The following is a 13,353-nucleotide window of genomic DNA, read 5'->3' as shown; positions in this document are numbered from 1 at the left end:
AGCGACCACGACATCCTTTTTACAGGAAATGATCGCATCTGCGAGTTCCTTGAACATTTCTTCTTTGCTCATATTAACCTCCTCATTTAACTCAACCCAGCTAATTAGAGGGTTGGTAGCATGATCATCAGGCTAGGATTTATTTATTGGAAGAGGCGCTATATATCATAAATTCAGAACAATTTGTTTTCTCAACTACAATGTTTAATGTCCGTTATAATACTCGCTTAGCAAACATACATTGTAATAACATTGTAATATTACAATGCTATTGTAAACTTAAGTGTAGTTTATTATAAGAATAAAACAAAGGTACTTACTTAGGTTGTTACATGAGATATTCAATACCTTAAGTATTTGCAATACTGTAGAATTTTGTATAGCAGATATGGCAGCAAAAGGTGTTACATTCTATGAGATGGAAAAATGTTTCCCTAAAGGTAAAATTGATCTTTTATATGGTTATGGGCGTACTGCTAGTGCTTGCCAGCACAACCGCGATGATAATTTCCACGGTTACCACGCAGGAAGAGGCACTTGCCTATCAGCAGGCTATTGAAATGGCTAGAAGTTATGCCAATGAGTTCAACGGAGATATGAAAGCTAACCAGGCAATTGGAAAAACAATAGCTACTTCCATGAGCAATTATGATTCTTCTGACAGGGATGAAGTGAACAATATGCTTAATGCTATATTGGTCACCCACCCTACATTGCTGGGCACATATGTGGCATACGAGCCCAATGCTTTTGATAGTAACGATGAACTGTATGTAAATGCTTATGGACACGATGTTACCGGTCGGTTCATACCGTACTGGAACAAAATGAATGGTACGATTGAGCTTGATCCACTTCTTTATTACGATACGTCTGATTATTATCAGCTGCCAAAAAAGTTAGAGACCGATGTACTCACTGAACCTTATTACTATGAAGGTGTGTTCATAGTAAGCTATGCTTCTCCCATAATGAAAAACGGGACTTTCATAGGTATTGGTGGTGTTGATGTTTCATTATACTATCTTGATGATGTCCTGAGCAATGTCAAAGCCTTTGATACTGGTTATGCTTTCATGACCAGTAATTCAGGCATGCTTCTATCCCATCCATATAACAAGCAATGGATAGGCAACCAAACACTGTATGATTTTGGCATAGATGATTTCTCACATGCTGCTGATGACATCAAACAGGGTAAAAGCGGACATGTGGAAACTATCGATCAGATCACAGGTAAAAAGGTAGTAATGTTCTATGAGCCTATAAGGACAGGAAATTTCTCTTTTGTACTGGTGGTACCAAAGGATGAGATCTTCGCCGGAGTAATGACCCTGAGAACAAAACTGTTGTTCATTTCCATGGCAGCTGTTATCTTCATGGCTGCAATAGCATATCTTATAGCCCTTTCAGTTACAAGCCCCATCAAACAGATAGTAGCTGGCTTCAAAAAGATCTCTGACGATGCCGTTAAAGGCAAGCTTGACACAAGAGCAAGCAATGATGTGGAGATCGATTTCAGAGAAATACCACATGGCCTCAACGAGATCCTGGATGCTGTCATAACACCTGTTAGAGATACTATAAGGGTTACAAATGCACTTGCTAAGGGAGAGCTTGAAACCAGGTCTAAACTGGATGTTCAGGGAGAGTTCAAACAACTTGCAGATACCCTGGATGATTTTGCCGAATCCCTGGACACAATGATCAAGGATTCGAACTCCGTACTGACCGCTGTGCAGAACAATGATTTCTCACGCGAAATACATGTACACGGAGAAGGAGATTTCAGGATCTTAACGGAAGGCATTGACAGGACACGCGAGACCCTTGGCCTCATGATGGAAGAACGCAGGCAGATAGAGCAGATCCGCAAGAAGGAGATACATCACCGTATCAAGAACAACCTTCAGGTGATCTCAAGCCTGCTTGATCTGGAATCCGATAAGTTCCATGATCATCGGGTCATCGAAGCTTTCAGGAACAGCCAGAACAGGGTAATATCCATGGCTTTAGTGCATGAAGAACTATATAGGTCAGAGGATATGGAAAGCATTGATTTTTCGGATTACATCATCAAACTTGTCAATGACCTGTCCCGCTCCTATATACTAGATGATGGAAAGATCAATGTCAAAGTGCACATAGATGCTGTTTTTTTAGATATGGATGTAGCCATACCTCTGGGTATGATAGTTAATGAGTTGGTTTCCAATTCTTTAAAACATGCTTTCAAATCGGGAGATAAAGGCGATATCCTCATTGATCTGAGCTTTGACGGAGAAAAGTTCACACTTGTGGTAGGTGACAATGGTGCAGGTTTCCCTGAAGATGTCAATTTCAGGGAAACAGAATCTTTGGGACTGCAGCTTGTGACCACACTGGTCGACCAGATCGATGGGACCATTGAACTTGAAAGAACTGAGGGGACCAGATTTAGAATTACTTTCAAATAGATCAAAAAGGGTGAGATATGTGGATGAAGTCAAAATATTGATAGTAGAGGATGAAAATATAATTGCACTTAATATCAAGAAGAAACTGAAGAGTTTTGGTTATGCAATTCCTGCCATTGCAACCACTGGCGAAGAGGCTGTCAAGATGGCTGAGATCATTTTACCGGACCTCATCCTTATGGATATAATGCTTAAAGGAGATATGGATGGAGTAGAAGCTGCAGAAGAAATACGGAAGCGGTTTGATATTCCGGTCATCTATCTCACAGCTTATTCAGATGATAAGGTGCTGGAAAGGGCAAAGATAACAGAGCCCTATGGTTATATTGTAAAGCCTTTCAAAGCCAATGACCTGCGCTCCAACATTGAGATGACCCTGTACAGGCACAGTGTGGAGAAAGAGATCAACCAGAAAAAAGCTTCCTTGAAAGGAAGTGGGTAAACAAAAGAGCTGCTTTTTGTTCCATGCCGCATCTATACCTAGAAGAACAGACATATAGAGGAGAATTGTGAGGGATAAATGAAAACTTCTCTGATCGATACCATGCTGAACTCGGAAAAGAGAAAGAACCTTTTACTTCTGCTTATAGAAGGAGGAAAAGATCGCAACGAGATCAAAACAGCCCTTAATGTGACCTCTACGGCTATTATCCCACAGATAAAGAAATTAAAAGAATGTGGTCTTGTGATCCAGGAGGAAGACCATTATTATCTCTCTGAAATGGGTAAAATAATGGTTGAAAATATGTTACCTTTCCTAAATATTGTAGAGGTCTTTGAGGAAAATGAGGAATACTGGCTTACTCATGACCTCAAAGGCATACCCTGGCCTTTGTTGAAAAGACTCGGTGAGCTTGGAAATTACCTTATCATCGAACCTGATCTTAATTATCTCTTTGAGTTCCCCCGAGAGTTCAAGGAAAACATTTTCAAGTCCAGTTTTGTAGAGGCTTTTACAGCTTATTTTCATCCGGAATATCCAGCCATTTACTCAAAACTTGCCGAGCAGGGTATTAACGTGTCCCTTGTGCTTACCGCCTCTGTTCTGGAGAGGTTCCAAAAAGATTATGCAGAACAGATGAGAATAATGACCGTTTCCGAAAACACAGAGGTTCTTGTAACCGATGATATCCCTGGCCTGGCCACCATTGTGACCACTGACCGTTTCCTACTTCTGTGTTTCTTCAATAAAAGCGGCCACTACGATCACCGTGTCATTATGAGCTTCGACCCCCGGGCCCTGCAGTGGAGCCAGGAATTATTACGGCAGTACAGAGAAAAAACCCGGAGTATCAATATGGATAAGATGCATAAAGTACAATAAAGTTTCTTTTTGGTCACTGGACATTGCTACTGTACAGCCCTGAAAAAACTGATAAAATGATATAAGTGATGGTCCTATGGATGTGTTATGGCTTGATCAATCCGATGTCCAGAGCTTGTTGGACATGCCTTCCACAATAGAGGCCGTGGAGAAAGGTTTCGAACAGCATGGCCTGAAAAAAGTGCAGATGCCTGCCAAATCGTACTTGATTTTTGAAAAGCATAATGGGGATCTGCGCACCATGCCGGCGTATATGGAAGAGGAAGATATCGCCGGCGTGAAGATCGTGAACGTGCATCCCGATAACCGGCAGAGGGGACTGCCCACAGTCATGGGGGTAGTGGTGCTCAACTCCACACAGACCGGTGAGCCGCTGGTTATCATGGATGGGACCTTACTTACAGATATGCGCACAGGTGCTGCAGGAGGCGTGGCCGCAAAACACCTTGCAAGGAAAGATTCGCATGTGGTGGGTATGGTAGGTGTGGGAGACCAGGCCCGTACTCAGTTGCTTGCCCTTTCTAAGGTAATGGACATACAGGAAGTGAAGCTTTTTTGCAGGAACGTGGCACACTGTGATCACTTCGAGAAGGACATGAGCCATGTGATGAACTGTGAGTTCCTGAAGAAGGAAAAAATACAGGATGTATGCGATTGTGATATCCTGGTAACCACTACTCCTGTTAGGGAACCGCTTGTCATGTCTGAATGGGTGCAGGAAGGCACGCATATCAATGCCATTGGAGCCGATGCAAAAGGCAAGGAAGAACTGGATCCCGGACTGCTGCTGCGTGCTAGAATTGTAGTAGATGACTTGGTACAGGCATCCCATTCCGGTGAGGTGAATGTCCCTCTGTCAAAGGGTATGATCACTGCGAAGGACATCTGCTGTGAGCTTGGAGAGATAGTGGCTGGCATCCGCCCCGGAAGGCAGTCGGACGACGAGATCACCGTTTTTGACTCCACAGGGCTTGCAGTGCAGGATATGGTCACTGCCAACATGGTATACAGGAAAGCTCTGGAACAGGGCATAGGCCAGAATATAAGGATGTTCTAACAGGATCGCTGATGGAAACCTCTATTTGGAAAAGCTGATAGTATAAGCGTACTAATGCAGTTTGCATGTAAAGGACATCAAGGTACAGGTCAGTGTTATTTTACTGGCGGATCATGGAAGATAGAAGTGAGTAAAATGAATGAGTACGAATTACCCGAAGTTCAAAAAAAAGCCCTGGATAATTGGATAATGTTAAACATAGTCCCACAAAAGACACCAAATAAAAATTTAACTAGTTATGCCCTTAAAAATTTATTTGAACAATCACCTGATGGTTTCTTTATCACGAACAAGCAGCTTAAAGAAGCGATGGTCAGATGTGATTTCGTACCTGTGAACAAAAATAAATTGAATTGGGAATTCCGAGTTTCCCTGAGATCCCCGGGGTCGAAATAGCTGATCCAATTTCTCTAAGTGAATATTCCTTCTCATATCCCCATCCATTTCAACGGGAATGATCCCTATGGCTTCACGATGGAACATAAAAGATGAAACATAAATCCTGATAATATCAGTTACTTTATATAAAGTCAAATGATAGCATTTTTGGAAAATGGCTACTCTAAGTATATACGCTGTTCTTAAGAAGCACTATATGGAGATTACGAAAATGATCTCAACTAAGGGGGAAAAGAAATGTTGTTCATGGAGATAATTACATGGGACCCAAAGGGCGACATGGAAACTGGTAAACGCTATTTGGAATGGAAACCAAGAAGTTTATGTAGTTTGTTGCTCAATTTAGGAAAATGTGACGACCGTCTGTACACAATATGAAGGTCATAGCATACCACTAATGACCCATTTTTCTCTTTTTGCTAGCATTATGGGGACAACTATATATAGAACCCTTCCTATGTAGAGGTGCTTATAGAGTTTGATACTGATTTGCTGAATTATAGGTTTAGATAGTATTTTTCACATTTACTGTTTTTCTTATTTTCAACTAAATGGTTGTATTTCTTTTTAAGCGAATCAATCAGGACGTGAAACATTTGTTTAGTAACATGCAGTCAAGTGCTCCAGTAGAAGCTGGAAAGAATTATGAAGTGACAATTGAAGACATCGCAAGAGAAGGCGACGGAATCGCAAGAGTAAGCGGATTTGTTGTCTTTGTCCCCAACACCGAGATTGGCGATGAGGTCACGATAAAGGTCAATAAGGTAATGAGCAAATTCGCATTTGGCGAAGTTGCTTAAATCTTATAATTGGTTGAACATTTAGTGAGAAATCAACTATTTGTTTTTCCATCCTTCTTTTTTGATCTAACTTTACGTAATTAAGTATTTTATGTAAACCTTGTATGCTGTGTAATGCATGCATCCCATACAATAAGTTACAAATCAAGTTGCTTAAGGCACTCCTTCCGATCTTATATCCAAAATTTACGAGTGTGTGTTGAATATATGCTTAATGATCAGAATGTTTTGGACTGTAGAAATCCTCATTTTGATAATAAGTATAACCTTGACAGGTATGTCATTATTTCATTTTCTATTAAATGAGGACCTTTATAGAGCCCGAAATTCGATGAATTAAATCATGAACTTAGAATCGGTCATTTGGTCTGTATAATTTGAGAAGAGAATTTGGAGAGAGGTGTGCCCGTCAGGGTGTTTTGACGGGCTGACGCATTTGTGCTTTTATTCTGTGTTTGCCCGATGGATCGTTTTTGCCTCCATCGGCACTTTAAACATTTCCAAAGGACTATTTAATGTATTTGCTGCTACCGATTCTGAGCATCGTACTCATTATGAGGGCTGAGGTTCGAGCATTGCGAAGCAAAGCTTAGCAAGTGGAGAAGGGCAGCACGTCAAATAAGACAGCAGACCAAAAAAAGAGAGTTTGAGATCCTGTAAAGATCTATAACCTACAGATTCTTCAAAAATTCTTCCAGCGGGACATTGGCTTGTTTGAGGATACTGTTCAGAGTACCTTTTTTAAGCGGATCATGTAATGGCACGGTTACTGTATCATGTCCGCGCTGCAAAAATACATGACTGCCCTTTTGTCTTACCACTACAAGATCAAGTTTCACCAGAGGCCTTGATAGCCTTCTGGCCGGAGATAACTGGCATTTCAGGCACTTGCAACATCAACCTTTGCGATCTCGCCAAGTACCCTGGCCTGCTCCTCGGTAACTTCAAGTACCAGCTCGATAGCCTCCTTGATATTTTCCAGAGCTTCCTCTTTTGTATCCCCTTCACTTATCGCTGCCGGAAGTTCCAGACAGCGTGCAGTGTATCCACCTTCTTCTGCAACCTCAAGGACTATTGTGTACTGCATAAGTATTCATAAGCGTTTCTTGTATATTAAAATTGATTTGTGAAGCTGAGCAAGCGCAGAAGGGCAGCCAGAAAAATAAAAATAAGTAACATCCGGCCCTATTCAAGATATGTTTTCTGTAATGCAATTGATCACATTTCCATGAAAATTGCTGTATTATACTAAGTTTGGTCAAATTCCCATTTTACACTATACAAGATGCTTTTTACAGAATAAATGTTCTCATAAACAAAAGCAAGAGTATATATGCTGAGCTGGTTTCAAAACTACTCTTAGTCTTGTTTTTTGCCTTAACAGATGAATAAAGAAGGCTGGATGGGTAATGATTTTGCTAAGTAGATCTTTGGTGAAATGATAGCAAAATGAATTTTGAAGCCTGTTATATATCTAATCGGAAAAGCTGTATCAAAAACTATTTATCTATCTCCTGTTTCCATCAGGATAGGAAACATGTTGAACGAAGATAAACTCCTGGCCTTAGGATATGATGCTCTTGTGCAGGTCAATGAAAAGAAGGTCATGGAAACTGCCAGAGAATGGATGGATAACAAATATGAGCCTAGAAAGCTTCTAAACAAACTGGCAGAAGCCATGGTGGAGATCGGCAGGAAGTTCGATGAAAAGGAATATTTCCTTGCGCAGTTCATTTTATCCTCGAATATTATGGAAAATGTTACCGAAATGATCCTTGAAGAAGCTGCAGGAACAGAAATGGTACATGAGCATAAAGGAACCATAATCATGGGTGCTGTTAAAAATGACATACACGATCTGGGCAAAAAAATAGCTGCGAGCATGTTGCGTGTAGAAGGCTTTACAGTTATAGACCTCGGAAAAGATGTACCTGCCGAAAGGATGGTTCAAACCGCAGCCGAACATAATGCTGACATCATCATTGCATCCTCCATGACGACATTATCCATGACAGGGCTGATGGAGATAAATGAACTGTTGCAAACTTCGGAACAAAAGAAAAGAGCAAAATTAATAGTGAGCGGTGTCTCGGTTACTCAGGAATACGCCGACCTCGTCGGAGCAGACGCTTATGCTAAAACTGCTGCAGATGCGGTACTGATAACTAAGAAACTGATGATGAGATAATGAGCTGGTTTCAGAAACAGCTTGGAGAAGATTAAAAGGGTGTTAGAGAAGTTTTTAAACAGGTTCTTTAAAAAATAAAGCTTAATTAAAGCTCTATGTGACAAACTGATTTACCACCATTGTACCTATCATTATCACAAAACCTCATTAAAAAAGAGCTGGGGGTCGCAGTACTCCAGTCCGTCACTAAACCTGATCCCACAACATTACGCATGTTTTTAACCTTATTTTTAAGATAATTTAAAATATTTATATCTCCTCCACTCACATACTCAAACACTGTATGTCAAAATTCAACGAATACAATATAAGGCAGTTGTGTCCAGCTTTCCAGGTTCAGCCCAAAAACGGAAAAGTACGAGAATTACTCCATTTTCACGGAAGACCTTGAACTGCCGGGTCTTAAGGTTCCGGAACTCCCTACCCAATTACAGCATATAGGCCGCTCCATCTATATAATTATATAAACCTTTATGAATAATGAATGCTATATTCAGTGCAGCGTTAGTTAAAAGAAAAATGTATCAGTAGGTATACAACAGCAATTTTACCTTCATTTCCGGGCATTCTAAGACCATGGGTTTTAAGCACAATTCAATTTATTAATTCATCAGATTTCACGGAGATCAATACATGGACAAAAAAGAAACTTATGATGCCACGCATATTCAGGTACTTGAGGGCCTGGAGGCTGTGCGCAAACGTCCCAGTATGTATATAGGCAGTGTTGACAGCAGAGGTCTGCATCACCTGGTATACGAAGTGGTGGACAACAGTATAGATGAAGCGCTGGCAGGTTTTTGTTCCCAGATAGATGTTACTATCAACACGGATGGTTCTGTGACAGTACAGGATAATGGTCGAGGTATTCCTGTAGACGATCACCCCAAGTATAACAAGTCCGCTCTTGAGGTCGTAATGACCATACTACATGCCGGTGGTAAGTTCGATAAAAGTTCATACAAGGTTTCCGGTGGCCTTCACGGAGTAGGTGTTTCAGTGGTGAACGCCTTATCAGAATGGATGGACGTCTATGTAAAACGTAATGGAGATCTGTACTACCAGCGTTATGCAAGAGGCATACCCACTGCCGCAGTCCAGTTAGTTGGAAATGCAGAAGGTTCCGGGACGACGGTAACCTTCAAGCCAGATGCCTCAATCCTGGAAACCACTGTTTTCAGCTACGAGACCCTTGTAAGCCGTCTGAGGGAACTTGCATTCCTTAACAAAGGATTGAAGATCACTATCTCGGACAAGCGAGCACACGAGGAACAGAAGGATGTTTTCCAGTACGAAGGAGGGATCATATCCTTTGTTGAACATCTCAACCAGAAACGCAATACGCTTCACAAGGACGTCATATACTTTGAGCGGGAAAAGGAAGGAACCATAGTTGAGATAGCCATGCAGTACACTGACAGTTATAATGAGTCGGTGTACTCCTTTGCGAACAACATAAATACGCATGAGGGCGGCACGCATCTTGTAGGATTCAAGGCAGCTCTCACGAGGGTCGCCAATGATTACATCAAGAAGAACAACCTTGCCAAAGGTGACGATAAACTTTCCGGTGAGGATATAAGGGAAGGTCTGACCGCTATAATCAATGTGAAACTCACCGATCCCCAGTTCGAAGGGCAGACCAAGACAAAACTTGGTAATAGTGATGTCAAAGGTATTGTCGAATCCATGGTTTCTGACGGGCTTGCTGAGTTCATGGAAGAGAATCCCAAGATCGCAAACTTGGTCCTTCAGAAAGCACTGGATGCCCAGCGTGCCAGGGAAGCGGCCAAAAAGGCAAGGGAACTGACAAGACGGAAAAATGCTCTTGATATAAGCACTCTTCCAGGTAAACTTGCGGACTGTTCCGAAAAAGATGCATCCCAATGTGAGCTGTACCTGGTGGAGGGTGACTCTGCAGGAGGATCTGCCAAACAGGGCCGTGACAGGCGTTTTCAGGCCATCCTGCCATTCCGTGGTAAGATCCTTAATGTGGAAAAATCAAGGCTCTCCAAGATACTCAAGAACAATGAGGTGCTATCTCTCATAACTGCCATGGGAACGGGCATCGGAGATGATTATGATATCAGCAGGGCAAGGTATCACAGGGTCATTATTATGACCGATGCCGATGTGGATGGTGCTCACATAAGAACTCTTATACTTACATTGTTCTTCAGGTACATGCGGCCTCTTATCGATGAAGGCTATGTGTATATAGCCCAGCCTCCTCTCTATCGTATCAAAAAAGGTCAGGCAGAGCATTATGTGTACTCTGACAGGGAACTCAATGCCAAACTTCAGGAAATAGGAGATAAAGGTGTGAACATACAGCGTTACAAGGGTCTGGGAGAAATGAACCCGGGACAGTTGTGGGAGACCACAATGAACCCTGAGACAAGGACCATACTGCAGGTCACCCTGGAAGATGCAGTGGCTGCGGATGAGATGTTCTCCATCCTGATGGGCGATGAGGTAGAGCCCCGTAAGAATTTCATCATGAGGAATGCCAAACAGGTCACTAACCTGGATATCTGAGGTGTGGTAGATGGCAGATGACAATAAAGAAAATAATGGAATGGAAGAAAATCCTCTGGGTGTCCAGCCTACAGAGACCGGTGAGAAGGTAGTTCCTGTCCTTATAGAGGACGAGATGAAGAACTCCTACATCGATTATGCCATGAGCGTGATCGTAGGACGTGCCCTGCCGGATGCAAGGGACGGCTTGAAGCCTGTGCACAGACGAATTCTTTACTCCATGTATGAAGCAGGTATCACCCACGATAAACCGTACAAGAAGTCTGCACGTGTAGTGGGAGACGTGCTGGGTAAATATCACCCCCACGGTGATTCTGCGGTGTATGAAAGTATTGTAAGGATGGTGCAGGAGTTCTCCCTGCGTTATCCTTTGATAGACGGTCAGGGTAACTTCGGTTCCATTGATGGTGACTCTGCTGCGGCCATGCGTTACACAGAGGCGCGCATGAGCAGGGTCTCTGATGAAATGCTCCAGGACCTGGAGAAAGAAACGGTCCTGATGATCCCTAACTATGATGGTTCCCTCCAAGAGCCTACGGTGCTGCCGGCAAAACTTCCAAACCTGCTGATCAACGGCTCCACTGGTATTGCAGTGGGTATGGCCACCAACATGGCCCCCCATAACCTGGGAGAAGTAGTGGATGCAACTCTCATGCTTATCGACAAACCTTCTTCCACCATACATGACCTGATGACAGTGCTCAAGGGTCCTGATTTTCCAACCGGCGGAACCATCCTGGGCATGCATGGCATACGGGAAGCCTATGAGACCGGCAGAGGCAGGATACAGCTGCGGGCTGTAGCTAACATAGAAGAAATAAGAAAAGACAAGAACGCTATTATCGTAACTGAGATACCCTATCAGGTAAACAAGTCCAAGCTCATCGAAGATATCGCATTGCTTGTCAGGGAGAAAAAGATCGTAGGTATCTCTGATCTGAGGGATGAGTCTGACCGTGATGGTATTAGAGTTGTTATAGAGATCAGTAGAGGTATTGATCCGAACGTGGTGCTTAACCAGCTGTATAAGCATACGCAGATGCAGACCACATTCGGTATCATCAATCTGGCATTGGTGGACAATGTGCCTCTGGAACTTGATCTTAAACGTATCATACAGATCTATCTGGAACACAGGATGGATATCATCCAGAAGCGCACTCAGTTCCAGTTAAAGAAAGCTGAGGAGCGTGCTCATATACTGCGAGGCCTGAAAATAGCACTTGACCATCTGGATGCTGTCATTTCTCTCATCCGTGCTTCCAGGACGGTGGAGGAAGCAAGGTCCGGTCTAATAGCTAATTTCGGGCTGGATGAGATACAGGCAAAGGCTATTCTGGACATGCGCCTGCAGAAGCTCACGGGGCTTGAAAGGCAGAAAGTGGAAGATGAATATGCAGAGCTGATGCGGCTGATCGCTGAGTATATGTCTATCATCGAGAGCGACGAAAAGAAGTATGGTATTATCAAAACAGAGCTTTCTGAGCTCAAGCAAAAGTACAACAATGAACGCAGAACACAGATCAAGGCTTCACATGTGGAGCTTGATCTCGAAGACCTCATACCGCAGGAAGATGTGGTAGTTACCATTACCAACAGCGGGTACGTTAAACGCCTGCCTGTGAACACATATTCCCAGCAGCGCCGGGGAGGTAAAGGTGTTATTGGTATGGAAACCAAGGAAGAGGATTTTGTGGAGAACATCTTCGTTGCTTCCAGTCATGACTACATCCTGTTCTTCACTAATAGGGGAAGACTATACTGGAAGAAGGTCTATGAGATCCCTGAGGGAAGCAGGCAGTCCAAAGGTAAAGCCATAGTCAATCTACTGGAACTGGGAGAGGGAGAATATGTTACTGCTATGATCCCTGTAAAGGAGTTCTCGGATGATAAGTACCTCTTCATGGCTACACGTTCAGGAACCGTTAAAAAGTCATGTCTATCTGATTTTAGCAATCCACGTAAAGCTGGTATCATAGCGGTTACCCTGCTGGAAGACGATGAACTTGTGAACGTGGCCCTGACCGACGGATCAAAAGATTTGGTGCTGGTCTCAAGGCACGGTAAAGCTATTCGGTTCTCAGAGAACGATGTTCGTCCTATGGGCAGAGGTGCACATGGTGTGCGTGGTATTAAGCTGGAACAGGGTGATAAGGTGGTAAGTCTGGATGTGGTGGATGAGAATTCGACCTTGCTTACCATAACTGAGAACGGATTCGGTAAACGTACTGAATTCGCCGAATATCCTGCCAAGCACCGGGGTGGCAAAGGTGTGATCACTATAGTAACAAGCCTGCGCAATGGTCCGGTGGTCAATGTTAAAGCTGTACGGGAAGAAGATGAGGTGATGATCACCAGTTCTGAAGGTATAGTTATCCGTGTTCCTGTTACAGGTATTAATGTGCAGGGTAGGAATACCCAGGGTGTTAAGATCATGGATGTACGCCAGGGTGATAAGGTCGTAGGTGTGGCCCGTATAGAGCCTGAGAACGGGGAGGAGAAGTAATGCTTATAAGCATTACTTCCAATTAGGAACATTTATTTATACGTGAGCGCGTAGGATGTCCAAGATAGAATTACAGGATGATAAT

Annotated in this window: 10 protein-coding genes; 8 read left to right on the top strand and 2 right to left on the bottom strand. The window is 43.0% G+C overall.

Annotation, left to right across the window (positions count from 1 at the left end; genetic code table 11):
* Positions 1 to 413: 413 nt before the first annotated feature.
* From A4E24_RS07870 to A4E24_RS07850, 5 genes are all read left to right on the top strand, one after another.
* Positions 414 to 2,456 (top strand): histidine kinase dimerization/phosphoacceptor domain -containing protein, encoded by a 2,043-nt coding sequence (locus A4E24_RS07870; RefSeq protein ID WP_292352735.1) that lies wholly within the window; start codon positions 414 to 416, stop codon positions 2,454 to 2,456.
* Positions 2,457 to 2,475: 19 nt separating this feature from the next.
* Positions 2,476 to 2,898 carry a response regulator gene (locus A4E24_RS07865; protein ID WP_292352734.1) on the top strand — a complete coding sequence of 141 codons (423 nt, stop codon included), beginning with the start codon at positions 2,476 to 2,478 and terminating at the stop codon, positions 2,896 to 2,898.
* A gap of 78 nt (positions 2,899 to 2,976) precedes the next feature.
* Positions 2,977 to 3,780, top strand: coding sequence for a winged helix-turn-helix domain-containing protein (locus A4E24_RS07860; protein WP_292352733.1), 804 nt, complete (start codon positions 2,977 to 2,979; stop codon positions 3,778 to 3,780).
* 76 nt (positions 3,781 to 3,856) lie between these two features.
* Complete coding sequence (ala, locus tag A4E24_RS07855) at positions 3,857 to 4,837, top strand: alanine dehydrogenase (protein ID WP_292352732.1); 981 nt, start codon at positions 3,857 to 3,859, stop codon at positions 4,835 to 4,837.
* 1,007 nt (positions 4,838 to 5,844) lie between these two features.
* Complete coding sequence (locus A4E24_RS07850; protein ID WP_292352731.1) at positions 5,845 to 6,036, top strand: TRAM domain-containing protein; 192 nt, start codon at positions 5,845 to 5,847, stop codon at positions 6,034 to 6,036.
* Positions 6,037 to 6,707: 671 nt separating this feature from the next.
* Here A4E24_RS07850 and A4E24_RS07845 read toward each other — a convergent pair.
* A complete protein-coding gene (locus A4E24_RS07845) occupies positions 6,708 to 6,875 on the bottom strand; it encodes a type II toxin-antitoxin system HicA family toxin (RefSeq protein ID WP_292352730.1) in 168 nt (55 codons plus the stop codon).
* Positions 6,876 to 6,916: 41 nt separating this feature from the next.
* The gene (locus tag A4E24_RS07840) at positions 6,917 to 7,123 is read right to left on the bottom strand and encodes a type II toxin-antitoxin system HicB family antitoxin (RefSeq protein ID WP_292352729.1); all 207 of its coding nucleotides are present in this window, start codon (positions 7,121 to 7,123) and stop codon (positions 6,917 to 6,919) included.
* 450 nt (positions 7,124 to 7,573) lie between these two features.
* On the opposite strand from A4E24_RS07840, the gene A4E24_RS07835 reads away from it, so the two are divergent.
* The 3 genes from A4E24_RS07835 (at position 7,574) to gyrA (ending at position 13,268) form a co-directional block, all read left to right on the top strand.
* Complete coding sequence (locus A4E24_RS07835; RefSeq protein ID WP_292352728.1) at positions 7,574 to 8,224, top strand: B12-binding domain-containing protein; 651 nt, start codon at positions 7,574 to 7,576, stop codon at positions 8,222 to 8,224.
* Between the two features lie 633 nt (positions 8,225 to 8,857).
* Positions 8,858 to 10,762, top strand: a complete 1,905-nt coding sequence (gene gyrB, locus A4E24_RS07830; protein WP_292352727.1) for a DNA topoisomerase (ATP-hydrolyzing) subunit B — start codon at positions 8,858 to 8,860, stop codon at positions 10,760 to 10,762.
* Between the two features lie 10 nt (positions 10,763 to 10,772).
* Positions 10,773 to 13,268 (top strand): DNA gyrase subunit A, encoded by a 2,496-nt coding sequence (gene gyrA / locus A4E24_RS07825; protein ID WP_292352726.1) that lies wholly within the window; start codon positions 10,773 to 10,775, stop codon positions 13,266 to 13,268.
* Positions 13,269 to 13,353: the final 85 nt, after the last annotated feature.

This window comes from Methanomethylovorans sp. PtaU1.Bin093 (genome assembly GCF_002067275.1).
GTDB lineage: Archaea > Halobacteriota > Methanosarcinia > Methanosarcinales > Methanosarcinaceae > Methanomethylovorans.
This window is presented reverse-complemented; position numbering and strand designations above follow the sequence as displayed.

Coding starts and splice junctions, on each gene's coding strand:
- A4E24_RS07860 (WP_292352733.1), top strand. CDS start 2,977: ATGAAAACTTCTCTGATCGATACCATGCTGAACTCGGAAAAGAGAAAG.
- ala (WP_292352732.1), top strand. CDS start 3,857: ATGGATGTGTTATGGCTTGATCAATCCGATGTCCAGAGCTTGTTGGAC.
- A4E24_RS07840 (WP_292352729.1), bottom strand. CDS start 7,123: ATGCAGTACACAATAGTCCTTGAGGTTGCAGAAGAAGGTGGATACACT.
- gyrA (WP_292352726.1), top strand. CDS start 10,773: ATGGCAGATGACAATAAAGAAAATAATGGAATGGAAGAAAATCCTCTG.
- gyrB (WP_292352727.1), top strand. CDS start 8,858: ATGGACAAAAAAGAAACTTATGATGCCACGCATATTCAGGTACTTGAG.
- A4E24_RS07850 (WP_292352731.1), top strand. CDS start 5,845: ATGCAGTCAAGTGCTCCAGTAGAAGCTGGAAAGAATTATGAAGTGACA.
- A4E24_RS07835 (WP_292352728.1), top strand. CDS start 7,574: ATGTTGAACGAAGATAAACTCCTGGCCTTAGGATATGATGCTCTTGTG.
- A4E24_RS07870 (WP_292352735.1), top strand. CDS start 414: ATGAGATGGAAAAATGTTTCCCTAAAGGTAAAATTGATCTTTTATATG.